Here is a 26076-nt window from a genome sequence, read left to right as displayed (position 1 = left end):
TTCGTCCGCCGGCTCGACTGCAAAGTCACGGTGCTCCACGAAGGCTCGGTGCTGGCCGAAGGCTCGCTCGACCATGTGACCGCAAACCCTGATGTGATCGAGGTGTATCTTGGGCGCTGAAATGCTAAAACTCGAAGGTCTCACCCTGCACTATGGCCACAGCCAAATCCTCAATGGCATCTCGATGGAAGCACACCTCGGCGAGGTGACCTGCGTGATGGGCACCAACGGCGTAGGCAAAACCTCCTTGATGAAAGCAATCTCGGGCACCCACCCGCGCTCGGGCGGTACGGTCACGTTCGATGGTGCCGAAATCGGCAAGCTTCCCGCGCATCAAATGGCCCAAATGGGGCTGGCCTATGTGCCGCAAGGCCGCGATATTTTCCCGCTCCTCACAGTGAAGGAAAACCTCGAAACGGCCTATGCCTGCCTACCCAAATCAGAGCATGTGATCCCCGATGAGGTGTTTGAACTATTCCCGATCCTCAAGGATTTCATCTCCCGGCGCGGTGGCGATCTGTCAGGCGGCCAACAGCAGCAACTGGCCATCGCCCGCGCCATGATGACCAAACCCAAGCTGCTCCTGCTCGATGAACCGACCGAGGGCATCCAGCCCAATATCATCCAGCAAATCGGCCGCGTGATCGAATACCTGCGCGATAATGGCGACATGGCGATCATCCTCGTCGAGCAGTATTTTGAGTTCGCCTACAACCTCGCCGACCGTTTCGTGGTGCTCCGTCGCGGTGAAGTCACCGCCTCAGGCACCCGTGGCGAGATCGAGAAAATGACGCTCATGGCCGAAGTGTCGGTCTAGCAAACTGGCCACCAAGGCAATCGGGCACCTTAGAAGCACCTGTCTCTCAATGCTCTCTAAATATCCCCGCCGGAGGCACAAAAAGTCTTTCGCGTCGCAGGCGCCCCTTCAGGCGATGCTCAGGCTTCTTGAAGCGAACGCACGCCGATATCGCCTTCTTCGCGGGCCTTCATCGCCAGGGCGGCAGCGTGTGAGGCGGCCAAGGTGGTGAAATAGGGGATTCGGTCCGAGAGCGCCACGGCCCGCATCGAGCGGCTGTCTTCAACCGCCTGCGTGCCCTCGGTCGAGTTCATCACAAGGCAAACCTCGCCGTTTTTCATCACATCCACAATGTTGGGGCGACCTTCGTAAACCTTGTTCACCACTTCGCTCTCGATCCCATGTTCGGCCAAGAACTTCGCGGTGCCATTGGTCGCGATCAGCGGAAAGCCAAGCTCCACCAGCGCGCGCGCCGCTTCGAGCAGTTGCTCGGTCTTGTCCTCCGGCTTGATCGACAGGAAAACCTTGCCCTCGCCGCCCTTCGGCAGCACCGTGCCGGCACCAAGCTGCGCCTTCAAGAAGGCGCGGTGGAAGTTCGCGTCAGACCCCATAACCTCACCAGTCGAGCGCATTTCTGGCCCAAGCAGCGTATCAACGCCGGGGAAGCGGGCAAAGGGCAGCACCGCCTCTTTCACCGCAAAGGTATCAATCTCAGGGTCGACCAGATCGAAGGCATCCAGCTTTTCACCGGCCATCAGGCGCGCCGCGATAGAGGCAATGGGCGAGAGCACCGCCTTGGCCACAAAGGGCACGGTGCGCGAGGCCCGCGGATTCACCTCAATCAGGTAAATCTCTCCGCCCTTCACCGCAAACTGCACGTTCATCAGTCCCACAACGTTCAGCGCCAGCGCCAGCGCTTCGGTCTGGCGGCGCAGCTCGGAAATGATCACAGGGGAGAGCGAGTAGGGCGGCAGTGAGCAGGCGCTATCGCCCGAATGCACACCCGCCTCTTCGATGTGCTGCATGATGCCCGCCACATGCACCTTTTCACCGTCTGAAAGCGCGTCAACGTCTACCTCGACGGCGCCCGAAAGGTAGCTGTCCAGCAGCACCGGGCTATCACCCGACACCACCACCGCTTGCGAGATGTAACGCTCAAGTTGCGGCATATCCCGCACGATCTCCATCGCCCGGCCACCCAGCACATAGGAGGGGCGGATCACCAGCGGGAAGCCAATTTCTGAGGCGATCTTCACCGCTTGGCTATCGGAAGATGCAATGCCGTTGTGCGGCTGTTTCAGCCCCAACCGCTCCACAAGTTGCTGGAAACGCTCGCGATCTTCGGCCAGGTCAATGGCATCCGGGGTGGTGCCAAGGATCGGGATGCCCTCGGCCTCCAGCGCGTTGGCCAGTTTCAGCGGCGTCTGCCCGCCAAACTGCACGATCACACCATGCAGGGTTCCGGCCTCCAGCTCTACGCGCAGGATTTCCATCACATGCTCAAAGGTGAGCGGCTCAAAATACAGCCTGTCGGAGGTGTCGTAATCGGTGCTTACGGTCTCCGGGTTGCAGTTGACCATGATCGTTTCATAGCCCTGCTCGGTCAGCGCAAAACAGGCGTGACAGCAGCAATAGTCAAACTCGATCCCCTGGCCAATCCGGTTGGGCCCACCCCCAAGGATCACCACCTTTTTCGCCTCCGAGGGCCGTGCCTCGCATTCCACCTCACCCATCGCCGGGTGCTCATAGGTGGAATACATATATGGCGTTTGCGCCTCGAACTCGGCAGCGCAGGTATCAATCCGCTTGAAGCTGGCCACAACGCCAAGGTTGAGGCGCGCGCGGCGCACATTGGCCTCGTCGCGGCCCGTCAGGTGGGCAAGGCGGGCGTCGGTGAAGCCCATCATCTTGATTGCCCGCAACCCGGCTTCATCCATCGGCAAGCCATCGCGCCTCAAAGCGGTTTCAGCGTCAATGATCTCGCGGATGCGTGCCAGGAACCAGGGATCAAAGCTGGTGATCTCCTGAATTTCGTCGTCCGAAAAGCCAAAACGCATGGCGTGGGCGATCACCCTTAGCCGGTCTGGCGTTTGCTCCGAAAGTGCGCGCGTCAGGGTCTTGTCAATCGCGGTCTGGGCGGCCTCGGTGGTGCCGATCAGGTAGCGATTGCCGTTTTCGTCTTCAATGCTGCGAGTCGCCTCTTGGGCGGGCATGCCGGGGATATCCACCTCGTCAAAACCGGTCAGCCCGGTTTCCATGCTGGCCAGTGCTTTTTGCAGGCTCTCGTGGATCGTCCGGCCAATCGCCATCGCCTCGCCAACCGATTTCATCGCGGTGGTGAGTATTGGCTTGGCACCGGGGAACTTTTCGAAGGCAAAGCGCGGGATCTTGGTGACAACATAGTCGATCGTCGGTTCAAAGCTGGCGGGCGTGACCTTGGTGATATCGTTGTCGAGCTCATCCAGCGTGTAGCCCACGGCCAGCTTTGCGGCGATCTTGGCAATCGGGAAGCCGGTCGCCTTGGAGGCCAGCGCCGACGAGCGGCTGACGCGCGGGTTCATCTCGATCACCACCATGCGGCCATCGGCGGGGTTCACCGCCCACTGCACATTGGAGCCGCCAGTCTCAACGCCGATCTCGCGCAGCACGGCAATCGAGCCGTTGCGCATGATCTGGTATTCCTTGTCCGTCAGCGTCAGGGCCGGGGCCACGGTGATGCTGTCACCCGTATGCACGCCCATCGGATCAATATTTTCGATGGAGCAAATAATGATCGCATTGTCGGCAGTGTCGCGCACCACCTCCATTTCGTACTCTTTCCAGCCCAGCAGCGACTCATCCACAAGGATCTGGTTGACCGGCGAGGCGTCCATGCCGGTGCGGCAGTAGTGGATATAGTCTTCGCGGTTGTAAGCCACGCCCCCGCCGGTGCCGCCAAGGGTGAAGGCCGGGCGGATGATGGCGGGCAGGCCGATCTCATCCAGCTCCGCAAGCGCCATCTGTACCCCGGCCTCCAGATCGGCCTTGCCGTTGTCACGCTTGGGGGCGGTTATAATGGTGGCCTTGGGGTTCTCCAGCCCGATCCGGTCCATTGCCTCACGAAACAGCGCGCGATCCTCTGCCATTTCGATGGCTTCGCGCTTTGCGCCAATCATTTCAACGCCGTATTGCTCCAGAACGCCCATCTCTTCGAGCGCGAGCGAGGTGTTAAGGCCGGTTTGTCCGCCCATCGTGGGCAGCAGCGCGTCGGGTCGTTCCTTCTCGATGATCCTGGCCACAACCTCGGGGGTGATCGGCTCGATATAGGTCGCGTCGGCGAGGCCCGGATCGGTCATGATGGTGGCTGGATTCGAGTTTACCAGGATAACCCGGTAGCCTTCTTCCCGCAGCGCCTTGCAGGCCTGTGCGCCGGAATAGTCAAACTCGCAGGCCTGCCCGATGACAATCGGACCGGCTCCGATGATCATGATGGATTGGATATCGGTTCTTTTTGGCATGGCGACCCCCGAGCGTGCAAATTGTCGTGGGTTATAGGGAAGGCGTTGGCGAGGGCAAGGGGCTTCGGACGGCGTTGCGGATGACAGCGTCGATGACGGCCAGTGTGGTAAGCCCGGGAAACTCCGTGTTCATGCCTTAAGCAGGCCACTTTGTGGTGAGATTCCACTCGGGCACAGGACTTTGGAGGCAGCGGCAAATCATGTCGGACCAAACGATATACCGGGAAGAGGCGCGCCGGATACAACCCATTTGGGGCGATCAACTGCATGCGGCCATGGGCGCAAACCCTATTGCGGTGATCTGCCTTGGGTATTTCTTGATCGGCGGGTTGTTCCTTGCGGCCACGGGCGACAATCCGTTGGACATGCTCTTGGGTATCGGTGGCTCCTTCATGCTGTTCTTGCAACTCGCTACCAAAATGTTCCCCTGGTGGATTTATGCGCTCGCCGCGCTGCCCGTGGTAATCGTGCCGGGTCTTCGCCAGCGGATATGGGAGCAAAAGCTGCAAGGAGTGGCGGCGATCGTCTATTGCACACTCTTTGTCATGGTTTTTGGCAATATCAAGAACAGCTTGCCGGGCCTCGTTCCGTTCTGGGCCGATCCCATGTTCACCCGGATGGACGAGGTCCTTCACTTTGGCCATACCCCGCATGAGTTGCTCGGCTGGTTGTCTGGCCTGAACCTGAAGTCGCTTTCAGGTCTCTACATGAACCTCTGGGTCTTCCCGGCGACCTACCTGCCGATGCTATTGATAATCTTTGATGGCAACGCCGCACGGCGGCGGCAGTTCATAATCCTCTGGGCGTGCGCCTGGATCCTTCTCGGCAACATCATTGCGCTTGCCTTCATGTCCACCGGCCCAATCTTTCAGGATCTCCTGCCGGGCGGTCTTGTAGGGTCACATATGAGCGCCCTTGAAATGCTGGAGCGGCCGGATGCGCAGGGGCTCATCGCCGTCAAACACCACCTCTGGGCTTCCTACATGGACGCGAGCAACGTGGTTGGCTCCGGGATATCCGCCTTTCCGTCCGTGCATGTTGGCATGGCCACGGTCCTCGGGCTGTATATAGCCAGGATCGGTCATGATGGCGCAAAAACCATGCGCCTCGCCGGGGCACGGCGCGTGCTGCGGCATGGATCGGCCCTCGCTGGCATGGCGATTATTGGGGTCTTTCTGGTGCTCTCGGTCTATCTCGGCTGGCACTTCGCGGTGGATGGCTATGCCTCGATCCTGGTGATCTGCGGGATTTATGCCTGGCTCACACGGCAAGGCTAGGCGGCCTCCGGCGCACCGGAGGCGCATGTGCTACTTGGCGGCGTATTGCCAGGCCGGCGCTGACGCGCGGTAGAGATAATCGCGCGTCAGCGGCGCGGCATCGCGGGTATGGCCGAGCTGGAACTGGAACACCGCCTGGTTGAACTCCTCGAAGGACAGGATGCAGCACACGAGATAGAACCGCCACATGCGGATGAACCGCTCGTCATACATCGCCCGCACCTTGTCCAGATGGCCTTCGAACCGCTCCAGCCAGTGGCGCAACGTGCGCGCGTAGTGCAGGCGCAAAATCTCGATATCCAGATGCCAAAGCCCGGCCTTCTCGATCGGCAGGGCCAGCTCCGACATCGAGGGCACATACCCGCCGGGGAAGATGTACTTGTTGAGGAAATCCGACTGGATCGCGGGCGGACCGCAGCGCCCGATCGTATGGATCAGCGCCACCCCGTCGGGTGCAAGCAGATCCGAGACCTTGGCGAAATACTCACCGTAATAAGGCACCCCGACGTGTTCCAGCATGCCCACAGAAACGATCCGGTCGAAGGTTTCGTCCAATTCCCGGTAATCGATCATGCGAAACGCGGTCTGGTCCTCCAACCCCGCCGCCGCGGCCCGGGCCCGCGCTGTGTTCAGCTGGTTTTTGGAAAGTGTCACCCCGGTCACATGAGCCCCGTGGTCGCGCGCCAGCGTCAGCGCCATGCCGCCCCAGCCGCAACCGATATCCAGCACCCGCATGCCCGGCTCGATCCTGAGCTTGGCCGCGATATGCGCCTTCTTGGCCGCCTGCGCCTCGTCGAGGCCGGTGCCCGGATCGGGGAAATAGGCGCAGCTGTATTGCATGTCCCGGTCCAGGAACAGCCGGTAGAGATCGTCCGAGATATCGTAATGATGCGCCACGTTGAAGCGCGAGCGCAGCGGCGTGTTGTGCTGCTTGATCGCGCGGACCCAGAACTTCGCCCGCTCGGCCATGCGCACCCAAAGCGGCATCTTGCCGCTCTTCGCCAGGTTGCGCATGGCCAGGCGCATGGCGTCTTCCAAGGTGCTTCCGTCGAAGGTGATGGCGCGGTCCATGTAGCCTTCGGCAAATCCCAGCTCGGGTTTGAGACAGATCCGCCGCAGCGCCCGGTCGTTCAAAACCTGCATGGAACCGCGCAACGCGCCGCCCTTGCCATAGGTCTTTCGGGTGCCGTCAGGGAATGTGACCTCGATCCGGCCGGTGACGATCAACCGGGTGAGTAAGCCGTCGAAGATTTTTTTCCACATGCCGTGCCTCGTAGCTGGTTTGCCCTTTGCGTTTCGCATGGAATTTCGGAGGGTATATTCGCAAAGATTATCCATTTGCGAAAGGTGTTATCGCAATAGCCCCTCCCGGCGCCCTCGCAATGAAGCCCAGCACGGCGTCTCTGCGGGCCGCCCACCCTTGACTTCCGCCCGACGAAACGTTCTATCCGGCGCGACAATTTCCGCCGTTCGAGAGGTCCGAGACGATGCATGCCTATCGCAGCCATACCTGCGCCGATCTGGCCCTGGCCGACGTTGGCCAGACCGTCCGCCTTTCCGGCTGGGTTCACCGCATCCGCGACCACGGGGGCGTGTTGTTCATCGACCTGCGCGACCATTACGGCATCACCCAGGTGCTTTGTGACGGTGACAGCCCGGTCTTCGCCGAGGTTGAAAAGCTGCGCTCCGAGTGGTGTGTGCGCATCGACGGCACCGTAAAGGCCCGTGATACTGATCTCATCAACCCCAAGCTGCCCACGGGCGAGGTTGAGGTTTATATCCGCGACATGGAAGTGCTGGGCGCCGCCGAAGAACTGCCGCTGATGGTGTTTGGCGATCAGGAATACCCCGAGGAAACCCGTCTCAAGTATCGCTACCTCGATCTGCGCCGCGAGGCGATGCAAGACAACATGAAGCTGCGCTCCGATGTGGTGGCCTCGATGCGCCAACGCATGTGGGACAAGGGATTTCGCGAATATCAGACCCCGATCATCACCGCCTCATCGCCCGAAGGCGCACGCGACTTTCTGGTGCCCTCACGCCTGCATCCCGGCAAGTTTTACGCGCTGCCGCAAGCGCCGCAGCAGTTCAAACAGCTCATCATGGTCTCGGGCTATGACAAGTATTTCCAGATCGCGCCCTGTTTTCGCGATGAAGACCCCCGCGCCGACCGCTCGCCAACCGATTTTTACCAGCTTGACCTTGAGATGAGCTTCGTCGAGCAGCAGGACGTGTTTGACACCATCCAACCGGTGCTTGCTGGCATATTCGAAGAGTTCGGCAAGGGCCGCAAGGTTGATGACGTGTGGCCGCAGATCAGCTATGCCGACGCCGCCAAATGGTATGGCACCGACAAGCCCGACCTGCGCAACCCGATCAAGATGCAGGACTGCTCCGAGCACTTCCGCGGTTCCGGCTTTGCCATCTTCGCCAAGCTGCTGGAGCAGGACGGCACCGAAGTGCGCGCCATCCCCGCCCCTACTGGCGGCTCGCGCAAGTTCTGCGACCGGATGAACGCTTTTGCCCAAAAAGAGGGCCTGCCGGGGATGGGCTATATCTTCTGGCGCGAAAAAACCGCCGATGCCGTGGCTCAGGAGCTTGGCATCACCGTCAAGGAAGCGCAGGCCAAATTGAAGTCGGGCGAGGTTAAGGGTGGCATGGAAGCCGCAGGCCCGCTCGCCAAAAACATCGGCCCGGAGCGCACCGAGGCGATCCGCACCCAGCTTGGCCTTGGCGTGGGCGATGCGGCCTTCTTCCTGGGTGGCAAGCCCAAGGCCTTTGAAGGCGTGGCCGGCAAAGCCCGCGTGGTGATCGGCGATGAGCTTGGCCTGACCGAGCAAGACCGTTTCGCCTTCGCGTGGATCGTTGATTTCCCGATCTACCAGCGCGACGACGAGACCGGCGAGCTTGATTTTGACCACAACCCCTTCTCGATGCCCCAAGGCGGCATGGCGGCGCTGGAAGGCGATCCGCTCGCGGTGCGTGGCTACCAGTATGACCTTGCCTGCAACGGCTATGAGCTGGTGTCGGGCGCGATCCGAAACCACCAGCCCGAGATCATGTTCAAGGCGTTTGAGCTGGCAGGCTACGGTGAAGACGAGGTCAACAAACGCTTCGGCGGCATGGTCTCTGCCTTCAAATTCGGCGCGCCTCCCCACGGCGGTTGTGCGGCGGGGATCGACCGTATCGTGATGCTGCTGGCTGACGAGGCCAACATCCGCGAGGTCATCATGTTCCCGATGAACCAACGCGCCGAAGACCTGATGATGAACGCCCCTTCAGACCCCGACAACGCGCAACTGCGCGAATTGCACCTGCGGGTGGTGAAGGAAGAAAGCTAAGGCCCGGCCTTAACCCTTGATCGTGACGTTCATTAACGGGCAACGCCTTTCGTTGCCCGTTTTCAGATAATCGCCATGCCCAAGGCGGCGTGTTTATTAGGCATTTCCAACGCCTGCGCTGGCCTTTCGATGAGCGGCAGAACACCAGTGCCCGGCTTGGCGAATGCCTCCAGCGCCTTCAACCGTGGGGTAATCGCGCAGCCCGTCGTCCTCATGGCCTTGCGACCCCAGAATCTCCCGCGCGCGCACAGCGCGCCGCGCTGGAACCGGGCGCAAAGGCTCACTCCTCGAGGCTATCTTCCTTCTTTTCCGCGATCAGTTTGACCTCTTCCTTTTTGCGAGTCTCAAACCGCTCACCATAGCCCTTGATCTCAGACTCGGGGATGATGTCACGGGCGCGGGAGAACACCTCTTCCTCTTCCTCATCAATGTGATGCTCGTAATCGTGCCGCAGCGTCTTGAACTTTTGCAACCACCCGGACGATGACATGTCGGTGTCATTCAATTCCTCCAACAGATCATCAATCTGCTGGTGTTCATGCACAGAATGGCGCGCATGGTCCTGCCCCCAGGTCTGTGAGATGAGCTTGGAGTAGAATGTTTCTTCCTCGGCGGCGGCATGGGCCTTCACGTCCCGGTAAAATTCGCGCCACGCTTCCTTGCGGGTGTCGGAGGCGCCCGAGGTATCTTCGATGGTCTCCAGTAAATTGCGGTGGTGGTCATGGTCAGCCTTGATGGCGTCATAGATGGTGCTCATGTCAAATACTCCTGTGAGTTTGGAGGATAACGCCGCCACGGCGGGTGCGGTTCCCCGCGCGACATTTGGCGCAGCACCCGGCCCACCCTACCAATGCCCCGGTTGAGGCCCTACATTCACCCCATGAGCTTTGATCCTGAAATCGCCGCCATCCGCTTTGGCTACGGCCTCTCACCCCGCCTTGCCGCACCCGAAAGCGCGGCAGCCATGGTGGCGGCGCTCTCCGGCCCGGATACCATGGCGCGCACCTACCCGATCCCCACGATTATGAAGTTCGCGCCGCAGGTGGCCCGCATTCAGGCCCTGCAAAAAGCCAAGAAAGAGGGGGACCCTACCGCCGAAGCCCGCCTCAAAGCCGCGCGCAAGGAAAGCCGCGTTGTTCACAGTGAAATGCTGGCCGCCTCGGTTGCGCGCGCCATCGAGTCGCCAGATGGCCTGCGCGAGCGGCTCACCCGGTTTTGGGCCGATCACTTCACGGTGGTCGGCAAGGGCCCGCTCCGCCTCGCGCCCGCCGCCTATGTTGAAGACGCGATCCGCCCGAATGTGACCGCTCGCTTTGCCGATATGCTGAAAGCCGTCGTCACCCACCCGATGATGCTGGTCTATCTCGATCAGGTCAGCTCGGTTGGGCCGGGGTCACAATTTGCCGCCAATCGCCGGGCCAAGGGCCGCTCCGCCGGGCTGAATGAAAACCTCGCCCGCGAGGTGCTTGAGCTGCACAGTCTTGGCGTTGGCGGCAGTTATGATCAGGATGACGTGCGCCAATTGGCCGAGCTGTTTGCCGGGCTATGGGCCAATCCGCACAAAGGGTTTACCTTCCTGCAACGGCGTGGGGAGCCGGGGGCCGAGGAGGTTCTGGGCAAGATCTATGGCGCCGAAAAGCCCCGGCTCGCCGACATCATGGCAGCCCTCGAAGACATCGCCCACCACCCTGATACCGCCGCCCATATCGCCCGCAAACTGGTGGTGCACTTCGTGGCAGATGAGCCGCCCGAGGCCTTGGTGCGCCATCTCACCGCCCGGTTCCTCGATACCGGCGGCGATCTCATGGCGCTTTACACGGCCCTTTTGGAGCACCCCGAGGGCTGGGTGCCGTTGCAAAAGGTCAAGCAACCGTTTGGTTTTACCACCTCCGCGCTGCGGGCGCTCGGCCTTTCCGGCGGTGATATCATTGCCCTTGATGGCCGGGCTATTGGCTGGGCTTTCACCCGGCCCTGGCGGTTGATGGGCCAACCGTGGGAGCAACCGAATGGTCCTGATGGCTGGCCCGAGGAGGCATCCCACTGGCTTACGCCACAGGGGCTTGCCGTGCGCATCAACTGGGCCATGGAGCTTGGCAGGCTGAAGCAAATCACCCGACCGGACCCTCGCACTTTGGTTGAGCAGGCCTTGGGCGGGCAGGCGGGTGAGCGCATCCGCTTTGCCGCCAAAGCGGCAGAAAGCGTGGAGGAGGGCGTGGCTCTCGTTCTTGCATCACCCGATTTTCAGAAGAGGTAAGCGATGGGTAAGCTCTTGTTGACACGCCGAAGTTTCCTCTCGGCTTTGGGCTGCTCGGCGGCGGCCTCGCCGGTGATCGCGCCCATGGCCTTCGCCTCTGCCCCTTGGGACACGCGGTTCGTCACGATCATCCTGCGCGGCGCGATGGATGGGCTTGATGTGCTGCGTCCCATCGGCGATCCGCATTACAACGCCCTGCGCCCGACGCTTAACACAGGCTCTTTGCCGCTTGGCGGGACGGGGGGATTTTGGGCGCTGCACCCGGCGCTGGCAACGCTAATGCCCATGTGGGACCGTGGTGAGCTTGGCTTTGCCCACGCAACCTCAACCCCGTATCGCGACAAACGGAGCCACTTTGATGGCCAGGATCTGCTGGAGGCCGGCACTGGTTTTGATGTGGGTGTTGGCGCGGTGCGGGACGGTTGGCTCAACCGGATGCTTCAAACGGTCCCGGGGGTTGAGGCCGATACCGCCTTTGCCATCGGGCGCGACGACATGCTGCTGCTCAGTGGCGCGGCTCCGGTTTCCAACTGGTCGCCCGGCACCCGGCTTGATCTGTCACCACAGGCCCGCCGCCTGCTGGAAATGGTCTATGATGAAGATCCCCGCTACAAGGCCGCAGTGCTGGAAGCCCTTGATCTGACGGCAGCAATTGATGCCGCCGAGGCCGCGCCAGATGACGCGGGCGATATGGCGATGGAAGCGATGATGGAGGGGCTGAACGCCAACCAGGCGCATGTGCAAATGGCAGACTTCGCCGTTGACCGGCTGCGCGAAGACTCCCGCATCGCTGCGTTTTCGCTCAACGGTTGGGATACCCATGGCAACCAGCAAAACCAGCTACCCCGTGCGCTCGGCGCCTTGGCCGAGGTGCTCTTGCTGCTGCGCACCGGCCTTGGTCCGATCTGGCAGAAAACCGGCGTTGTCGTGATGACAGAGTTTGGCCGCACCGCCGGTGAAAATGGCACGCGCGGCACCGATCATGGCACCGGCGGTTTGATGATCTTCGCGGGCGGTGCTTTGAAAGGCGGGCAAGTGCTGGGCCGATGGCCTGGCTTGGCGGAGGCAGACCTTTATGATCGGCGTGATCTGATGCCCACGGAAGACGTTCGCGCCTATGCGGCGCGGGCCATGCAGGGGCTTTTTGGAGTGGACGAGACGACGCTTGGCGGCAGCATTTTTCCGGGGCTCGATTTTGGCGGAGCGCCCCGGTTTGTGCTTTAGCGGCTAGGCCCCGTTGACCGAATCGATACTGGCGATGCGATCGTCCACGTCTGCGGCGGCTGATTGGGTGCCGTTTTCGATGGTCGCACCCACCGCAAAGACCAGTGACAAGACACCAACGGCCAGCACCGCCCACTCCAGGGCTGTGGTGCCATCTTTGGTGCCCTGATATCGTTTTACGCCATCCGTCACATCATGCTCCAGGTTCGCATCTTTCGCCTAGGATCAGTCTGGTGAAAAAATGGGGCAAGATCGTGCCATGACGGAGCCTTTTTGCGGGTTCCAATGAAAAATCCCGAGCGATACAAGCGAGGAAGGTAAGGGTGAGGGCGATATGAGTGATGCAGCGCGACTAGGGTTTGAAGTGCCGGGCTGGACCCCGCCGCCTCGCCCGGATTTTGCTGGGTTGGCTGGGGATTGGGCCGCGATTGAGCGGCTATCGGCGGATGCGCATGCGGCAGAGCTATTTCACGCTTATGACGGGCATGATGCGCTGTGGGACTACATGCTCAATGGCCCGTTTCACTCTGCAACGCAGTATCACCGCTGGGTGCGCGAGAACGAGAGCAGCCTTGATCCATTGCATTTTGCCATCCGCTCCAAGCTGACAGGCAAGGTTGGTGGCACTTGCGCTTTGCTTCGGATCAACCCGGAAGCCGGATCGGTTGAGCTGGGCCACATCGCGCTATCGCCGGAACTACAGCGCCGCCGGGAGGCGACCGAAGCTTTTTGCCTGTTGATCGGCTGGGCTTTTGAGGCCGGGTATCGCCGTTTTGAGTGGAAGTGCAATGCTCTCAACATGGCATCCCGCCGCGCCGCACAGCGCCTTGGACTGAGCTTTGAGGGGGTGTTTCGGCAGGCTCGCGTGACCAAGGGCCGCAACCGCGATACGGCCTGGTTTGCGGCGATTGACAGCGAGTGGCCTGCGCTGTGCGAGGCTTTTACCGCGTGGTTGCGCCCCGAGAATTTTGACGCCGAAGGGCGCCAGAAGGAGCGCCTGAGCGACCTCACCGGGCTGGTGCGAGCCGGGTCTGACCCGGCGCTTTAACGCGGCTGTTGTTTAATCGCGCGCCTTCGAAGCATTTTCTTTGTTCGTTTGGTTCTTGTGGCGGGTGCCAGGCCCTCTTTCCAGATGGCGGGAAGGGGACGCGCGCTCTGTTATGGATATGTTCAGCAAGAAAATGGGGCGGAGGGTGCCCTTGTTTTGCTGCTTTGCTCAGATGGCGACGGCTTGGTCTAATCGTGAGGCGAGCAGCCTGGAGATGGTGGCGGCTTCGCCGCGGCCAAGCCGGCCATCGGCGCGGGCCGAGGCAAGGCCGGCGGCCGCTTGGACCAGCGGGGCATCGGCGGCGCAGTGGGCGATGGAACCAAGGAATTGTGCAACGTAATCAAGCACATCCGGCTCATCCGTGCTGGCGCTGATGACATCGGCCACATGGGCAAGGTCATCGCGTAGCGCCAAGGGATCGGGGGCAATGGTGTCGGCGCTGAGAAGGCGAAGGGCCGGGGTAGGGCGAGCATCGGACAAGCGGCTGATGATGGCCTGCTGGAAGGTGGCGAGGCTGGTGATGGGCTTTTCGAGAAAGCCATCGGCCCCGGCCTCTATCGCGCGGTCTTCAAGGATCGGGTCGCCCGAGGTGCCCAGCAGGACCGGCACACGGGTATCGCTGGTGGCCAACTCATGGATCAGCTCGAGGCCGGAGCCATCTGGCAGGCCAAGGTCAATAATCACCGCCGTGGGGCGGTAGACCTGCAAGTGGCGGTGCGCCGAGGCCAGCGTATCGGCCCGGCGGATGCGTGCGCCTGACCGCAAGCACAAAAGGCGTACGGCCTCTGAGGCAAAACGGCTGTCTTCGACCACCAGCACGGTTGAGCCGAGCAGCGGGCGATCGCGGGTGGGCTGTTGGGTCAGTATGGTAAACTGGTTGGGGTCGTCGGCCATTGGGGTGTCCCTCACGGTTGCATTCTTTCAATCAACCTCAGGAAGATGAACAACAGGTAAACAAGAAGCAGGAATGATGCTGCGACGACAGCGCGGCTTGCTTCGCTGGGCCGCGGGCGGCATAAGCCAAACGCAACAGCCAGTGAGGGGATAAAAGATGATCGGACGGTTGAACCATGTGGCCATTGCGGTGCCTGACCTTGAGGCCGCCGCCGCGCAATACCGGGATACGCTGGGGGCCAATGTGGGGGCGCCGCAGGATGAGCCTGACCATGGGGTGACGGTGGTTTTCATCGAGCTGCCCAACACCAAGATAGAGCTTCTTTATCCGCTGGGCGAAGCCTCACCTATCAATGGATTTCTTGAGAAGAACCCCGCAGGTGGCATCCATCATATCTGCTACGAGGTGGATGATATCCTTGCCGCCCGTGACAAGCTGAAGGCCGAAGGCGCGCGGGTTTTGGGCAGTGGTGAGCCGAAGATCGGGGCGCATGGCAAGCCGGTGCTGTTTTTGCACCCGAAGGACTTCAACGGCTGCCTGGTTGAGCTGGAGCAGGTCTGATGAGCATCACCGCCATCCTCGTGGTGATCACTATCACGTGGTTCATGGTGCTCTTCATTATGCTGCCGATCCGGCTTGAAACCCAAGGGGACCGGGGCGAGGTTGTGCCGGGTACCCATGCCGGTGCGCCTGCCAACTTCAACCTGAAGCGCAAGCTGAAGCTGGTGACGCTGGTGGCCTTGCCGTTGGCCGGGTTGATCTGCGTGACGATTATCTCAGGGGTGATCAGCCTTTCTGACATTGATATGTTGGAGCGGTTTGGACCGAAAGGCCCAGAGGCGTCGGCAACCGAGTGAGCGGGCAGAATAGCGGCGCGCGGTTACCTGCGGGTTAACGCGCCGACATTCCGGAAAATCTGTTTAAAAACAGGCGGATACCGGCGCGCTTGGCGGGCGGGGTTTGCCGTGCGGCGCCTTAACACTTGCACGATTTTTGCCGTTAATCGCGAAAAGATCACAGCCACAAGTGATGCACATCTGATGCACAACCCGGCTGCATGGGGTTTTTGTACCCGTGGTTAAGAAACCCCACCGTGCGATGCCCGAAGCTGCGGCTCCTTGCGGTGGAACAGGTGGGTGAAGGTGGCCACGCCTAGGATGGGGATAAAGAGGTTCATCACCGGGACTGTCAGCGGGATGGCCATGAGCGTGCCAGCCCCCCAGATCGCCATCATGTTCTTCTTGCGCGAGGCATTTGCCCCCTGTCGCCCGAGGTGGCGCATGGCAACCATCTGGTAATACTCCCGCCCGAGCAAAAAGCCGTTGGCCGCCCAGAACACCAGCGGCGCCAGCGGCCCCGAAAAGAAGTAGACGATCAGCAGCAGGATGTTGACCAACACCAGCACCCCGAAGAAGCCAAGCGCATCGGTGATCCCCTCCAGGAAGGAGGTGCGCGGCACGTCTGGAAGCGCGGGATAGTGGCGGTCTTCTACCGCCTGGGCCACGTCATCGAGGAACAGCCCGGTGAAGGCCGAGGCGACGGGCACCATCAGGAAGATCGACATCACCAGCACCAGCGGAATCGCCGCCCATGTGAGGGCGTTGTCGAGCCATGTCATTTGCCAGCCGAAGAGCGAGAAATCATCGGGGACGACCCAGCCGATCAGCACCGCGAAGACGATGTAGACCCCCACCAGAAGCGCAACCGTAAGTCCAAGACCCATGGCCAGAACGCGGATGAACCGCCGGTCCAGCATTTGCCCGATGGCTTTGGAAATATCGTCTAACATCAGGACTCGACCCACATGGTGATTTTGCTGATGTCAGGTCTTGGGCGTTCTGGCGGGGCGGTGGTTTCGGTGCCGATATGGATGAACCCGGCGAGGCTTTCGTGCAGCGCGAGGCCAAGGCCCTGCGACAGGAAATCGCGGTCGTGGCTGGCCCAGCCAGAGAGCCAGTTTGCCCCCCAACCAGTGGCCAGTGCCGCGTTGAGCATTGAAAGGCACACAGCGCCCGCCGAGTAAAGCTGCTCGACCATTGGCACCTTTTCGGACTGCACCGGCGAGGACACGACCGCCACCGCAAGCCCCGGCTGCACAAGCTGTGTCTGCATTTTCGCCACCTTTTCCGGCTCAATCTCCAACGCCTCGCCGCGCTGGCCTGCCAATGCGGCCAGCCGCTCTAGCGCGGGTTTTTCCAGCACGATGAAGCGCCAAGGCTCCAGCTTGCCATGATCGGGCGAGCGGGCGGCGGCTTGCAGGATTGGCCCCAGCTCGGCGCGGGTTGGCACCGGTGTCGTGAGGGTTTTTGCAGGCCGCGAACGGCGGGTGAGCAGGAAATCGAGCGCAGCGGGATTTGGATCGGGCATGGGGCCTCCACGGAGTTTGCACCCTATGTCGGGTGTTTTGGGGGGAGGTTCAATGGGCGGGGCGCAATGAATGGCGGCAATCCGGCCTGCGACGGAGGTGATGGACGACGGAAGGGGGCGCTCGTTGCCGGGGGTGAGACAGGGGAAAACGGCCCTCATTGACGGGATCGCGGGGCAGACGTGCCTTGGGTGAAAGTGAACCTATCGGCGCAGCGCAACCGGACCTTCAAAACCGGGGTCGTGGTAGACCGCTCTGCGGGGCGAAACGGACCTTGGGATCAGGATATCTTTCGTATTCGAACGAGTAGGACGAAGCTGGCTGGCAAGCTCACAAGTGCCACGGCAAGAAATGGATCCGGGATACTAAAGGCGGTATAGAATATCTGTGCGCAGTCCAGAGAAGCAAGAAAAAGAAATATGACCGCGGCCAAGGCAGCGACACAGTAAACGCCCACCTCAAATGGCGATACAGATTTGAAGAATCGGAAGAGTCGGACAAGCAGCGGTAAGCCAAACAACATAAAGGCAAAACCAACCACAGCAGTATCATCCCCGCCCCCGCTTTGGAGACCGTCGCAATAAAATGGTCCATCAGGTGTGAAGGCTGCGGCTCCTCTGGAGTATGAACCGTATGTGAAGCCGATGGCACACATCAAAGCGACTAGAAAGAGGAAGGCGATCCGCAAGATCATTCAAGTCTTCTAACAAGTTCGAGGATGTTGACTAAGCGTTATTTCCTTCTGCCGCGCAGCATCAGGTAATTATGGGCTCAACGCTGCTGACAGCCGCTGAGTGCTGGAACGTCCGTTCTACGGCGAAGGCGAGCTCTCTGTGGTGCGGGGGCCGGGGGCGGGTTGCGGGCAGCAAGGCCGTTGCCGCCTGCGGGCAGAATTGGTAAGGAAACCTGACCGCATCCGGGAGAGTCTTGCCATGACAGTGATCACCAATATCGACGACCTCAAGCGCATTTATAAGCGCCGGGCGCCGAAGATGTTTTACGACTATTGCGAGAGCGGCAGTTGGACCGAGCAGACTTTCCGCGAGAACACCTCGGATTTTGACAAGATCCGGCTGCGCCAGCGCGTGGCGGTTGATATGTCGGGGCGCTCGACGGCGTCTGAGATGATTGGGCGCGAGGTGAGCCTGCCGACGGCGTTGGCGCCTGTTGGCATTTGCGGAATGCAGCACGCGGATGGGGAGATTCTGGCGGCGCGGGCGGCGGAAAAGTTTGGCGTGCCGTTTACGCTTTCGACCATGTCTGTCTGTTCGATCGAGGATGTGGCGGAAAATGTGAGCAAGCCGTTCTGGTTTCAGCTCTACACCCAGAAGGACACGGATTTTACCGACAACCTTGTGCGCCGCGCCAAGGCGGCAGAGTGCGAGGCGCTGGGGATTACGCTGGATTTGCAGATCCTCGGGCAGCGCCACAAGGATCTGAAGAACGGCCTCACCACCCCGCCCAAGCTGACGCTGCCGGTGCTTGCCGATCTCGCGACCAATTGGCGCTGGGGGTTGGCGATGCTGCAAACGCAGCGCCGCACGTTTGGCAATATCGTGGGCCATGCCAAGGGCGTTGCCAACACCCGCAGCCTGCATGACTGGACCGCGGCCAATTTTGACCAGTCGCTGGACTGGGACAAGGTGAAGCGGCTGATGGACAAATGGGGCGGCAAGGTGATCCTGAAGGGCATTCTGGACGGTGACGATGCCGAAGAGGCGGCCAAGCTTGGTGCGGATGCGATTGTTGTGTCCAACCACGGGGGGCGGCAGCTTGACGGCGCGCTGTCCTCTATTCGGAAGCTGCCGGAGATCATTGAGCGCGTGGGCGGCAAGACCGAGGTGTGGCTCGATAGCGGCATCCGCTCGGGGCAGGATATGCTGAAGGCGCTGGCGCTGGGGGCGAAGGGCACGATGATTGGGCGGTCTTACATTTATGGCCTTGGCGCGATGGGGGAAGCGGGCGTGACCTGCGCGCTTGAGGTTTTGCAGAAGGAGATGGATATTTCGATGGCGCTTTGCGGCAAGCAAAACCCCGGCCAGTTTGGCCGTGACATGCTGCTGGTGCCCGAAGATTTTGAAGGCCGCTGGCAGGATTGAGCGCTTTGGGCGGGCAGGCGCCGGCGATGGCCTGAAAGAGACAAGAGCCTCCGGCGGGGATATTTATGGAGCATTGAGAGCCTTGGGGTTTTCCCGTAAGGCTGCGCCGCATAAGCTTGGCCAAAAGGGAGTGCGCTGGATGCACGTCAATCTGTTTCGTTATGGCGGTGTTTATGTTGCGGTGCTTGTGGCCTTGATCGTTGTGGGCTGGCTGCTGGCGCGGTTTACCAGCGTTGGCATCCCGTCAGGGCTTAACACCGTATTGCCGCCGATGATGGCGGCTTTGATGGAAGGGCAGGCCATGGCCAAGCGCAGCGGCGTGATGATGCCCTCCGGCGCGATGTGGCGCTCGGCGGTGGCGATGACGGCGGTTGTGGCGGCGATCAACATGGTCATCCTCTTTGGCCTTTCGATGATCCCCGGATTTGCCGACTTGTTTAATGCGATTGGCTTTGGGCTTCTTGGCGGGATCTTCCTGTTCCTGTTGGTGATGGTGTTTTTCACCAACCGCATCTTTTTGTGGTTTGGCCAGCGCAACACGCTGAAAACCACCGATGTGCGGGTTCTGAAAAAATGAAGGCGCTGGCTGCCTTGGCGTTTTGCTTCGCCTCGGGCGCGGCGCTGGCGCAGGAGGTGGGGGGGTGTGATTGGCGTGCTGCTGCTGCCGCGATTGCCGAGCCGTGGGAGGAGAACACCCGCACCTTTGCCAATGGCACGGTGCGGCTTGCGCTGCTGGATACCATAGAGCCGGCGAATGGCTCGTTTCACCTGTTGATCCTGTCGCCGCCGCTTGGCGAGACCGGGGAGCGCCAGTGCCGCGTGATCTCCCGCGAGGGTGGGGAGGGCTGGGCCGGGCTGATGTTTGCGCAGCTTGAGGCGGGGTATGATCCGGAGCGCGGATTGATCTTTAGCCTGCCGGGGATGATTTACTTGCCGGAAAAGACTTTTGCGAATTCGACCTTGCTGACCGTGGTGTTGAACCAATCGACTGGAGAGATCACCGTGTCTCAGAAGCTGGGCCGCGAATGATCCTGGGTATCGGCACCGATCTGGCCAATATCGAGCGCATCTCGGGCACCCTGGAGCGCTTTGGCGACCGGTTTCGCAACCGCGTTTTCACCGCTGTTGAGCAGGCCAAGGCCGAGCGCCGCGCCGATACGCCCGGCACCTATGCCAAGCGCTGGGCGGCCAAGGAGGCTTGCTCGAAGGCGCTGGGCACCGGGCTGCGCATGGGGATTGCCTGGAAGGACATGGCGGTGAGCAACCTGCATACCGGCCAGCCGGTGATGGAGGTGACGGGCTGGGCCGCCGAGCGCCTTGCCAAGATGACGCCACCGGGCCATGAGGCGATGATCCATGTAACCCTGACGGACGATCACCCCTGGGCGCAGGCCTTTGTGCTGATCGAGGCGCGCCCTGTGCCGGACGCTTAGAGGAGCGCTTAGGGGGGACCTTCCAGAGCGGCGGGGTTTTTGACGTTTTACAGGATCACTAGGGAGGAAGTGCGCAAGCCTGGGCACTTTCACCTCGCGAGCCTCCCCATGCGGGGTGCGGTTACCAACCGCTCAACACACACCAGCGTGGCTTGACTCTTCACCACGGCCACAGCCATGTAGCCCTAAACACGGCAGAGCAGAGGCAGCCCCACATGGCAAATGACAAGAAGGCCACCGAAAAGGCTGGCGACAGTATCATGGAAACGGTGAAAACCGTGTGCTGGGCGCTGATCATCGCCGGGATATTCCGCACGCTGTTCTTTCAGCCGTTCTGGATTCCCACCGGGTCGATGAAAGACACGCTGCTGATCGGGGATTTTCTTTTCGTCAACAAGATGGCCTATGGCTATTCTAGGCATTCCTGCCCGTTTTCGCTGTGCCCCATCACCGGCCGCATTCTGGATTCTGCCCCGGTGCGCGGCGATGTTGTGGTGTTTCGCCACCCGGTGAGCAACTCGGACTACGTCAAGCGCCTCATCGGCCTGCCGGGGGATCGGGTTCAGGTGAAAAACGGCCAGCTCATCGTGAATGACACGCCTTACCCGCAAGAGCCTGCCGGGGTTTTTGTGGAAACCCGCGCGCCACAGGGCAGCCAGGGCACCACGCCGCTGTGCTCTAACGGGGCCGCGCTGGGCGAGGTGTGCGAGAAGCAGCGGATGATCGAAACCGATCTCAATGGCCGGTCCTATGACACGCTGAACGTCGGTTATGCGCCCAACCGTCGCCAGGATGAAACCAAGGTGTATACGGTGCCCGAGGGCCACTATTTCTTTATGGGCGACAACCGCGACAACTCCACCGACAGCCGGGTGAGCCAGGACCTTGGCGGCGTGGGATTTGTGCCCGAAGAGGCGCTGATTGGCCGGGTGGACCGGGTGATCTTTTCTTCGGCGGGGCGTTCGCTGTTTTACTTCTGGACATGGCGGGGTGACCGCTTCTTCAAGGCTGTCAATTAACCCATGGTGCGGCGCGTGGTCCTGTGCGGAGTCCTGGGGGTATGTATTTGCGCGGTGATGATCTGGCCAAGCCTTTTGGCGGTGCTTGCGCAGGCGCTTCGCCTTTTGGGGACGGCAGTCTTGCCGGGGCGGGATGCCGCCTCGCAGCGCCACAGACTGACATTTGCAGACAGCCATGCCCTCTCCCGCAACAGCATGGGTGGTTTCATCCCGCTGCGCACGATCCGGGGCCGCGCTGAGCGGGCGCTCTTTTCCTTCGCAGGCCGCTGGCTTTATACTCCGGTCACATGGCGAAATGGCAGATACGGGGACAGCGTTTGAATGAAGCTTTCCAGCGACATGCAGGGATTTGCCAAGCGGCTGGGGCATGAGTTTACCCGCCCCGAGTTGCTGATCCGCGCCCTCACGCACGGCTCCTTCTCGACCTCCGGCAAGGAGGATTACCAGCGCCTTGAGTTCCTTGGTGACAGGGTGCTTGGCCTCGTGATGTCTGAAGCCTTGCTTGAGGCCGATGCGCAGGCCACCGTTGGCCAGCTTGCGCCGCGTTTCAACGCGCTGGTGCGCAAGGAGGCCTGTGCGCAGGTTGCCCGCGAAATTGGCCTTGGCACCGTGCTCAAGCTTGGCCGTTCCGAAATGCTCACCGGGGGGCGGCGCAAGGAGGCGTTGCTGGGCGACGCGATGGAAGCGGTGATTGCCGCCGTTTACACCGATGCGGGCTTTGATGCGGCGCGCGACATGGTGCGCCGCCTTTGGGGCGACCGGATTAAGACTGTTGAGGCCGATGCGAGTGACCCCAAGAGCGCCTTGCAGGAATGGGCACAGGCGCGTGGCATGGAGCCGCCTTCCTACCAGGAGCGTGGCCGCGACGGGCCAGACCACGCTCCGAAATTCCGCATCGCGGCCGTGCTGCAAAACGGCAAAGAGGCCGAAGCCTTGGCAGGGTCAAAGCGCCAGGCCGAGCAGCAGGCCGCCGCCACCTTGCTCAAGCAATTGGTGAAACGCTGAACGCGCAACGCCGCGCCATGCCCGGTGGCCCAGCGCGGCGCGGCAAATGGCTGGTTTTAGCCCTTTCTCCCTGCTGATCCGCGTCCCCCGACAGGAATCAAGCCAAAGGCGCCGGTCGAGCGCCTGCCCGTCCCCGCGGGCTGGCGCTTGCTATCCGTTGGCGCTCCGAAGGGCCGGAAGATGACCTTGCAACCATAAAGGGCTTCCGAACGCTCGTTGCTGCGCCACCCCACGGGCAGGCGCACGACCGTCTTGGGGGGCGCTTTGCCTCGCACAGTAGGCCTTGGCATGGACCGCGATGACGACTCTGTTTCGCCCACCACGAAGGTTCATATGCCAATCGAGGCAAGGATGGGGCGCGATCCGAGAGGGTGAGCGCGGCTGTTCTCATATCCGGCGTCGAGGCCAGAGAACCTCTTATGTGGCGGCTTCCAGTCGGGGCAAGGAAGGCAGGGTGCGGTGCGCAGCAAGGCCGCAAGTGCACTGCCTGCTTGTGCTTGGCCCTGCATAACCCTATGGAAGCGCCTTCCCGCCAAGGCTAAACTCGCCTGCGACACCAACTGAAAGTTTGCCTCACATGACCACACGCGCCGGTTTCGTTGCCCTGATCGGAGAGCCCAATGCGGGCAAGTCGACCCTGCTCAACCGGATGGTGGGGGCCAAGGTTTCGATCGTGACGCATAAGGTGCAAACCACCCGCGCCCGTATCCGGGGGGTGGCGATGGAGGGCGAGAGCCAGATCGTTTTTGTGGACACGCCGGGCCTGTTTCGCCCGCGTCGGCGGCTTGATCGGGCTATGGTGGCTGCGGCCTGGGGCGGCGCGGCAGATGCCGATGTGGTGGTGCTGCTGGTCGAGGCCCATCGCGGCGTGACGGCGGGCGTGAAGGCGATTGTCGACACCCTGCACGAGCGCCAGACCGAGGGGCAGATCGTGGCGCTGGCGATCAACAAGATCGACCGGGTCGAGGCTAAGGTGCTGTTGGCGCTCACAAAAGAGCTGAATGATGCCTATCCCTTTGCCGAGACCTTCATGATCTCTGCCGAGAAGGGCCACGGGGTTGACCACCTGCGCACATGGCTCGCCCAAAGCCTGCCCGAAGGCCCTTATCTTTACCCCGAGGATCAAATCGCCGACCTGCCAATGCGCATGATCGCCGCCGAGATGACCCGCGAAAAGCTGACCCTGCGGTTGCACCAGGAATTGCCCTATCAGCTCACCGTGGAAACCGAGGCCTGGGAAAACCGCAAGGATGGCTCGGCCAAGATTGATCAGGTGATCTACGTCGCCCGTGATGGTCACAAGGGCATTTTGCTGGGCCATAAGGGCGAAACGATCAAGGCCGTGTCGAAGGCGGCGCGTGAGGAGCTGGAAGAGTTCCTTGGCCACCGGGTTCACCTGTTCTTGCAGGTCAAGGTGCGGCCCAACTGGCTGGAAGAGGCTGAGCGCTATTCGGAGATGGGCCTTGATTTCAAGGACGGCAACGGGTGACACGGCTCACCAGCGACTTCTGGGTGCAGGCCTATCTGACCCGGCTCCAACTGGCGAATATCCCGGCCTATGTGGTCGCCAAGGGCGATGCGACGGCGGGCACGATCCTTGTAAAGCAAAACCCGCTTGATGGCAGCGCCGCGGCCTACCAGCGCATCACCGCGATGGATGGCACGCGGCCCTGGGATGTGCTGGCCACGGGCGCGGAGCGCGAGGTGGATGCGGTGCTGCGCGAACAACGCGCCTTTGACCCCGATCTTTGGCTGATCGAGGTTGAAGACCGTGACGGGCGCCACCTGCTCGATGAGCCGGGGCTTGGGTGATGGAGTGGCGCGAGGAGGGCCTGTTGCTCACCGTGCGCCCCCATGGCGAGAGCGCGGCGATCATCGAGGTGTTTACCCCCGGCCATGGCCGCCATGCGGGCGTTGTGCGGGGCGGTGCCGGGCGCAAGATGTCTCCCATCCTGCAACCCGGAGCGCAGCTTGATCTTACATGGCGCGCGAGGCTTGAGGAGCATCTTGGCGCCTTCACCGTAGAGCCGGTTCATGCCCGCGCCGCTGGTGTTTTGGGGGATCGCATGGGGCTTGCCGGGCTGGGGGCTGTCACCGCACTGCTCGCCTTTTCCCTGCCCGAACGCGCCACCTATCCGGGGCTTTATTCCCGCTCCATCACCGTGCTCGACTTGATCGAGGAAGGCTCTGACCACTGGCCGCTGGCCTATCTGCGCTGGGAGCTGGCGCTGCTGGATGACATGGGCTTTGGCCTTGATCTCACCACATGCGCGGCCACCGGCGCCACCGCTGACTTGGCCTATGTGTCGCCACGAACCGGGCGTGCGGTGAGCGTGGCCGGGGCGGGGGCATGGGCGCCCAAGCTGCTGCCCCTGCCGCCCTGCCTAATGGGCGAACCCACGGCTGACCGGGCCGAGCTGGTGCAGGGGCTGGAAACCACCGGGCATTTCCTGGAACACCAGTTGCGGGCCTCGCTGGGAGAAAAGCCGCTGCCTGCCGCCCGCAGCCGCCTGCTGCGCGCGCTCATCCGCTAGCAGAAGGGCGGCCTATGGCTCGCGGTGAAACACCATCTCGCGCCCGGCCTCATTGCTGAGGATCAGCACGCCTTCACTCACTTCGGCCAGCGTCATCTCTTCGAGGCTGGCAAAAAACACCTGCTCTTCGCCCAAGTGAGGGCAGGCGCGCCGGGTCACCGCCAGTGGCCCGACCTCAAACCACGGGTAGGGGGATTTCAGCGCCCCGCTGAACAGGTTGCAGGGCGCTTCGCCCGAGATTGCCCCGTCCTCGCCCAGCTCCAGCACGGCGTTTGCGCCATAGGTGGTTCCGTCGATTTCGTGCAAAATGTAGCGCCCGGTGCCGTAGCCGGTGAAGCTTTCGTCGGTGCAGGTGGCCAGCAAGGCCAGCGCGGTGATCCGTTTCCATGCCATGAACAATACCTAGTCTTTCCCCGGCATTGCCGCCACCCCGCCGCATTCTCGCCATGCCCGACGCGCATCTTTTTGCCCATGAGGAACCGTGTGAAAACATACTCTTCCGCCATGATCGGCGTGGCCTTGTTTGCAGGCTCCCTGATCGGGTTTGCCGCTGGCGATGCGCCCGCCCCGGTGGTGCCTGAGGCCACGCTATCGGGCATGTCGCAGGAGGATGTGGCCGCCGATTACCCCGAATACCCCGGCCTGCAAAACGCCTTCGCGGATTTTGCCGCAACCCCCGGCTGGCATGGCGCTTTCGCCATTGGCGACAATGGATACTACGGCTGGACAACGGGCTACGGCACCGCCGAGGCCGCATGGGAGGGCGCACTTGCCCGCTGCCGTTGCTGGACCGAGCATTGCCAGATCGTGGCCGAAATCACGCCAGACACCCCGCTCCCTGGCAAAGCGCCGCAAATGTCACGCACGCAAGCGTGGATTTTGGCGCAGATCATTCGGGAATATTCGGGCGGCCGCGCCGTTGCAGGGGATGCGCAGGGCAGTTGGGGATCGTCGTGGAGCCATGCAAGCAAGGCCGATGCCGAAGCCGCCGCGATTGCCCGCTGCGCCGCCCGCGCGGGCGATGAACAGGGGGAAACGGGCTGCAAGGTGCTCTGGTCGGGCAGCTAGGCGGCCCTTGTAGGGTGGTGTGCGCCTTCAGATTACGCCCCAGCCGGATGTGCGGTGGATATGCGCCTTGATGGTGTTCAGGTGCTCCGGATCAAAAGGGTTTTCCCGCCAGCCGGCCGATCAGCCGCGCACCGGGAATCATCACATCGGAATGAAAGACGCGCATGCCTGCACGGGGGTGCAGCAGGGCGCTGCTGCGTGTTGATCTCTCGACACTGGCA

Annotated in this window: 28 protein-coding genes and 1 pseudogene; 20 read left to right on the top strand and 9 right to left on the bottom strand. The window is 61.7% G+C overall.

Annotated features, from left to right (window positions below; all coding sequences use genetic code 11):
• Both P1U55_RS05990 and urtE read left to right on the top strand, forming a co-directional pair.
• Positions 1 to 120, top strand: a pseudogene (locus tag P1U55_RS05990) (ABC transporter ATP-binding protein); the annotation flags it as partial.
• 1 nt (position 121) lies between these two features.
• The gene (gene urtE / locus P1U55_RS05985) at positions 122 to 817 is read left to right on the top strand and encodes an urea ABC transporter ATP-binding subunit UrtE (protein WP_301046620.1); all 696 of its coding nucleotides are present in this window, start codon (positions 122 to 124) and stop codon (positions 815 to 817) included.
• Between the two features lie 119 nt (positions 818 to 936).
• Here the strand turns inward: urtE and carB are convergent, their stop codons facing one another.
• Positions 937 to 4293: a carbamoyl-phosphate synthase large subunit gene (gene carB, locus P1U55_RS05980; RefSeq protein WP_301046619.1), complete on the bottom strand. Its 3357-nt coding sequence runs from the start codon at positions 4291 to 4293 to the stop codon at positions 937 to 939.
• 200 nt (positions 4294 to 4493) lie between these two features.
• Here carB and P1U55_RS05975 point away from each other — a divergent pair, with 200 nt between their 5' ends.
• Complete coding sequence (locus P1U55_RS05975; protein WP_301046618.1) at positions 4494 to 5570, top strand: phosphatase PAP2 family protein; 1077 nt, start codon at positions 4494 to 4496, stop codon at positions 5568 to 5570.
• Between the two features lie 30 nt (positions 5571 to 5600).
• Here the strand turns inward: P1U55_RS05975 and P1U55_RS05970 are convergent, their stop codons facing one another.
• On the bottom strand, positions 5601 to 6833 hold the full coding sequence (locus P1U55_RS05970; protein WP_301046617.1) for a cyclopropane-fatty-acyl-phospholipid synthase family protein: 1233 nt from the start codon (positions 6831 to 6833) through the stop codon (positions 5601 to 5603).
• 224 nt (positions 6834 to 7057) lie between these two features.
• Between P1U55_RS05970 and aspS the strand changes: the two genes are divergently transcribed.
• Entirely contained in the window at positions 7058 to 8911 is a 1854-nt protein-coding gene (gene aspS / locus P1U55_RS05965) for an aspartate--tRNA ligase (RefSeq protein WP_301046616.1), read from the top strand.
• A 280-nt stretch (positions 8912 to 9191) separates the two neighbouring features.
• Here the strand turns inward: aspS and P1U55_RS05960 are convergent, their stop codons facing one another.
• Positions 9192 to 9668 (bottom strand): hemerythrin domain-containing protein, encoded by a 477-nt coding sequence (locus tag P1U55_RS05960; protein ID WP_301046615.1) that lies wholly within the window; start codon positions 9666 to 9668, stop codon positions 9192 to 9194.
• Between the two features lie 123 nt (positions 9669 to 9791).
• On the opposite strand from P1U55_RS05960, the gene P1U55_RS05955 reads away from it, so the two are divergent.
• Together P1U55_RS05955 and P1U55_RS05950 are read left to right on the top strand one after the other, a co-directional pair.
• Entirely contained in the window at positions 9792 to 11165 is a 1374-nt protein-coding gene (locus P1U55_RS05955) for a DUF1800 domain-containing protein (protein WP_301046614.1), read from the top strand.
• A 3-nt stretch (positions 11166 to 11168) separates the two neighbouring features.
• Positions 11169 to 12389, top strand: coding sequence for a DUF1501 domain-containing protein (locus tag P1U55_RS05950; RefSeq protein WP_301046613.1), 1221 nt, complete (start codon positions 11169 to 11171; stop codon positions 12387 to 12389).
• Positions 12390 to 12392: 3 nt separating this feature from the next.
• Here the strand turns inward: P1U55_RS05950 and P1U55_RS05945 are convergent, their stop codons facing one another.
• Positions 12393 to 12581, bottom strand: coding sequence for a hypothetical protein (locus tag P1U55_RS05945; protein ID WP_301046612.1), 189 nt, complete (start codon positions 12579 to 12581; stop codon positions 12393 to 12395).
• Between the two features lie 142 nt (positions 12582 to 12723).
• Between P1U55_RS05945 and P1U55_RS05940 the strand changes: the two genes are divergently transcribed.
• Positions 12724 to 13437 (top strand): GNAT family protein, encoded by a 714-nt coding sequence (locus tag P1U55_RS05940; RefSeq protein WP_301046611.1) that lies wholly within the window; start codon positions 12724 to 12726, stop codon positions 13435 to 13437.
• 168 nt (positions 13438 to 13605) lie between these two features.
• Here the strand turns inward: P1U55_RS05940 and P1U55_RS05935 are convergent, their stop codons facing one another.
• Complete coding sequence (locus P1U55_RS05935; protein ID WP_301046610.1) at positions 13606 to 14331, bottom strand: response regulator; 726 nt, start codon at positions 14329 to 14331, stop codon at positions 13606 to 13608.
• A 157-nt stretch (positions 14332 to 14488) separates the two neighbouring features.
• Here P1U55_RS05935 and mce point away from each other — a divergent pair, with 157 nt between their 5' ends.
• Both mce and P1U55_RS05925 read left to right on the top strand, forming a co-directional pair.
• Positions 14489 to 14893, top strand: a complete 405-nt coding sequence (gene mce / locus P1U55_RS05930; RefSeq protein ID WP_301046609.1) for a methylmalonyl-CoA epimerase — start codon at positions 14489 to 14491, stop codon at positions 14891 to 14893.
• The gene (locus P1U55_RS05925; RefSeq protein ID WP_301046608.1) at positions 14893 to 15189 is read left to right on the top strand and encodes a DUF1467 family protein; all 297 of its coding nucleotides are present in this window, start codon (positions 14893 to 14895) and stop codon (positions 15187 to 15189) included. The genes mce and P1U55_RS05925 overlap by 1 nt, the downstream gene beginning before the upstream one ends.
• A gap of 221 nt (positions 15190 to 15410) precedes the next feature.
• Here P1U55_RS05925 and P1U55_RS05920 read toward each other — a convergent pair whose 3' ends face one another.
• From P1U55_RS05920 to P1U55_RS05910, 3 genes are all read right to left on the bottom strand, one after another.
• The gene (locus P1U55_RS05920) at positions 15411 to 16121 is read right to left on the bottom strand and encodes an EI24 domain-containing protein (protein WP_301046607.1); all 711 of its coding nucleotides are present in this window, start codon (positions 16119 to 16121) and stop codon (positions 15411 to 15413) included.
• A complete protein-coding gene (locus P1U55_RS05915; protein ID WP_301046606.1) occupies positions 16121 to 16699 on the bottom strand; it encodes a nitroreductase in 579 nt (192 codons plus the stop codon). Before P1U55_RS05915 ends, P1U55_RS05920 begins: the two co-directional genes overlap by 1 nt.
• Positions 16700 to 16977: 278 nt before the next feature.
• Positions 16978 to 17391, bottom strand: a complete 414-nt coding sequence (locus P1U55_RS05910) for a hypothetical protein (RefSeq protein ID WP_301046605.1) — start codon at positions 17389 to 17391, stop codon at positions 16978 to 16980.
• A 238-nt stretch (positions 17392 to 17629) separates the two neighbouring features.
• On the opposite strand from P1U55_RS05910, the gene P1U55_RS05905 reads away from it, so the two are divergent.
• From P1U55_RS05905 to recO, 10 genes are all read left to right on the top strand, one after another.
• Positions 17630 to 18796: an alpha-hydroxy acid oxidase gene (locus P1U55_RS05905; protein ID WP_301046604.1), complete on the top strand. Its 1167-nt coding sequence runs from the start codon at positions 17630 to 17632 to the stop codon at positions 18794 to 18796.
• A 139-nt stretch (positions 18797 to 18935) separates the two neighbouring features.
• The gene (locus P1U55_RS05900; protein ID WP_301046603.1) at positions 18936 to 19373 is read left to right on the top strand and encodes an ABZJ_00895 family protein; all 438 of its coding nucleotides are present in this window, start codon (positions 18936 to 18938) and stop codon (positions 19371 to 19373) included.
• Positions 19370 to 19825: a hypothetical protein gene (locus P1U55_RS05895; RefSeq protein WP_301046602.1), complete on the top strand. Its 456-nt coding sequence runs from the start codon at positions 19370 to 19372 to the stop codon at positions 19823 to 19825. The genes P1U55_RS05900 and P1U55_RS05895 overlap by 4 nt, the downstream gene beginning before the upstream one ends.
• Positions 19822 to 20229, top strand: coding sequence for a holo-ACP synthase (gene acpS / locus P1U55_RS05890; RefSeq protein WP_301046601.1), 408 nt, complete (start codon positions 19822 to 19824; stop codon positions 20227 to 20229). The genes P1U55_RS05895 and acpS overlap by 4 nt, the downstream gene beginning before the upstream one ends.
• A gap of 215 nt (positions 20230 to 20444) precedes the next feature.
• Entirely contained in the window at positions 20445 to 21248 is an 804-nt protein-coding gene (lepB, locus tag P1U55_RS05885) for a signal peptidase I (protein WP_301046600.1), read from the top strand.
• 57 nt (positions 21249 to 21305) lie between these two features.
• Positions 21306 to 21569: a hypothetical protein gene (locus P1U55_RS05880; RefSeq protein WP_301046599.1), complete on the top strand. Its 264-nt coding sequence runs from the start codon at positions 21306 to 21308 to the stop codon at positions 21567 to 21569.
• Entirely contained in the window at positions 21570 to 22253 is a 684-nt protein-coding gene (rnc, locus tag P1U55_RS05875; RefSeq protein ID WP_301046598.1) for a ribonuclease III, read from the top strand.
• 577 nt (positions 22254 to 22830) lie between these two features.
• Complete coding sequence (era, locus tag P1U55_RS05870) at positions 22831 to 23742, top strand: GTPase Era (RefSeq protein ID WP_301046597.1); 912 nt, start codon at positions 22831 to 22833, stop codon at positions 23740 to 23742.
• Positions 23739 to 24065: a DUF1491 family protein gene (locus tag P1U55_RS05865; protein ID WP_301046596.1), complete on the top strand. Its 327-nt coding sequence runs from the start codon at positions 23739 to 23741 to the stop codon at positions 24063 to 24065. The genes era and P1U55_RS05865 overlap by 4 nt, the downstream gene beginning before the upstream one ends.
• Positions 24065 to 24787 carry a DNA repair protein RecO gene (gene recO, locus P1U55_RS05860; protein WP_301046595.1) on the top strand — a complete coding sequence of 241 codons (723 nt, stop codon included), beginning with the start codon at positions 24065 to 24067 and terminating at the stop codon, positions 24785 to 24787. Before P1U55_RS05865 ends, recO begins: the two co-directional genes overlap by 1 nt.
• Before the next feature lie 12 nt (positions 24788 to 24799).
• On the opposite strand, the gene P1U55_RS05855 is transcribed toward recO, so the two are convergent.
• Positions 24800 to 25180: an META domain-containing protein gene (locus tag P1U55_RS05855; protein WP_301046594.1), complete on the bottom strand. Its 381-nt coding sequence runs from the start codon at positions 25178 to 25180 to the stop codon at positions 24800 to 24802.
• 90 nt (positions 25181 to 25270) lie between these two features.
• On the opposite strand from P1U55_RS05855, the gene P1U55_RS05850 reads away from it, so the two are divergent.
• Complete coding sequence (locus tag P1U55_RS05850) at positions 25271 to 25855, top strand: DUF4189 domain-containing protein (protein WP_301046593.1); 585 nt, start codon at positions 25271 to 25273, stop codon at positions 25853 to 25855.
• Positions 25856 to 26076: the final 221 nt, after the last annotated feature.

The organism is Vannielia sp. (genome assembly GCF_029212645.1).
In the GTDB taxonomy this organism is placed as follows: Bacteria; Pseudomonadota; Alphaproteobacteria; order Rhodobacterales; family Rhodobacteraceae; genus Vannielia.
This window is presented reverse-complemented; position numbering and strand designations above follow the sequence as displayed.

Excerpts from the sequence above, each read along its gene's own strand:
- urtE (WP_301046620.1), top strand. The coding sequence starts at position 122 with ATGCTAAAACTCGAAGGTCTCACCCTGCACTATGGCCACAGCCAAATC.
- carB (WP_301046619.1), bottom strand. The coding sequence starts at position 4,293 with ATGCCAAAAAGAACCGATATCCAATCCATCATGATCATCGGAGCCGGT.
- P1U55_RS05975 (WP_301046618.1), top strand. The coding sequence starts at position 4,494 with ATGTCGGACCAAACGATATACCGGGAAGAGGCGCGCCGGATACAACCC.
- P1U55_RS05970 (WP_301046617.1), bottom strand. The coding sequence starts at position 6,833 with ATGTGGAAAAAAATCTTCGACGGCTTACTCACCCGGTTGATCGTCACC.
- aspS (WP_301046616.1), top strand. The coding sequence starts at position 7,058 with ATGCATGCCTATCGCAGCCATACCTGCGCCGATCTGGCCCTGGCCGAC.
- P1U55_RS05960 (WP_301046615.1), bottom strand. The coding sequence starts at position 9,668 with ATGAGCACCATCTATGACGCCATCAAGGCTGACCATGACCACCACCGC.
- P1U55_RS05955 (WP_301046614.1), top strand. The coding sequence starts at position 9,792 with ATGAGCTTTGATCCTGAAATCGCCGCCATCCGCTTTGGCTACGGCCTC.
- P1U55_RS05950 (WP_301046613.1), top strand. The coding sequence starts at position 11,169 with ATGGGTAAGCTCTTGTTGACACGCCGAAGTTTCCTCTCGGCTTTGGGC.
- P1U55_RS05940 (WP_301046611.1), top strand. The coding sequence starts at position 12,724 with ATGAGTGATGCAGCGCGACTAGGGTTTGAAGTGCCGGGCTGGACCCCG.
- P1U55_RS05935 (WP_301046610.1), bottom strand. The coding sequence starts at position 14,331 with ATGGCCGACGACCCCAACCAGTTTACCATACTGACCCAACAGCCCACC.
- mce (WP_301046609.1), top strand. The coding sequence starts at position 14,489 with ATGATCGGACGGTTGAACCATGTGGCCATTGCGGTGCCTGACCTTGAG.
- P1U55_RS05925 (WP_301046608.1), top strand. The coding sequence starts at position 14,893 with ATGAGCATCACCGCCATCCTCGTGGTGATCACTATCACGTGGTTCATG.
- P1U55_RS05920 (WP_301046607.1), bottom strand. The coding sequence starts at position 16,121 with ATGTTAGACGATATTTCCAAAGCCATCGGGCAAATGCTGGACCGGCGG.
- P1U55_RS05915 (WP_301046606.1), bottom strand. The coding sequence starts at position 16,699 with ATGCCCGATCCAAATCCCGCTGCGCTCGATTTCCTGCTCACCCGCCGT.
- P1U55_RS05910 (WP_301046605.1), bottom strand. The coding sequence starts at position 17,391 with ATGATCTTGCGGATCGCCTTCCTCTTTCTAGTCGCTTTGATGTGTGCC.
- P1U55_RS05905 (WP_301046604.1), top strand. The coding sequence starts at position 17,630 with ATGACAGTGATCACCAATATCGACGACCTCAAGCGCATTTATAAGCGC.
- P1U55_RS05900 (WP_301046603.1), top strand. The coding sequence starts at position 18,936 with ATGCACGTCAATCTGTTTCGTTATGGCGGTGTTTATGTTGCGGTGCTT.
- P1U55_RS05895 (WP_301046602.1), top strand. The coding sequence starts at position 19,370 with ATGAAGGCGCTGGCTGCCTTGGCGTTTTGCTTCGCCTCGGGCGCGGCG.
- acpS (WP_301046601.1), top strand. The coding sequence starts at position 19,822 with ATGATCCTGGGTATCGGCACCGATCTGGCCAATATCGAGCGCATCTCG.
- lepB (WP_301046600.1), top strand. The coding sequence starts at position 20,445 with ATGGCAAATGACAAGAAGGCCACCGAAAAGGCTGGCGACAGTATCATG.
- P1U55_RS05880 (WP_301046599.1), top strand. The coding sequence starts at position 21,306 with ATGATCTGGCCAAGCCTTTTGGCGGTGCTTGCGCAGGCGCTTCGCCTT.
- rnc (WP_301046598.1), top strand. The coding sequence starts at position 21,570 with ATGAAGCTTTCCAGCGACATGCAGGGATTTGCCAAGCGGCTGGGGCAT.
- era (WP_301046597.1), top strand. The coding sequence starts at position 22,831 with ATGACCACACGCGCCGGTTTCGTTGCCCTGATCGGAGAGCCCAATGCG.
- recO (WP_301046595.1), top strand. The coding sequence starts at position 24,065 with ATGGAGTGGCGCGAGGAGGGCCTGTTGCTCACCGTGCGCCCCCATGGC.
- P1U55_RS05855 (WP_301046594.1), bottom strand. The coding sequence starts at position 25,180 with ATGGCATGGAAACGGATCACCGCGCTGGCCTTGCTGGCCACCTGCACC.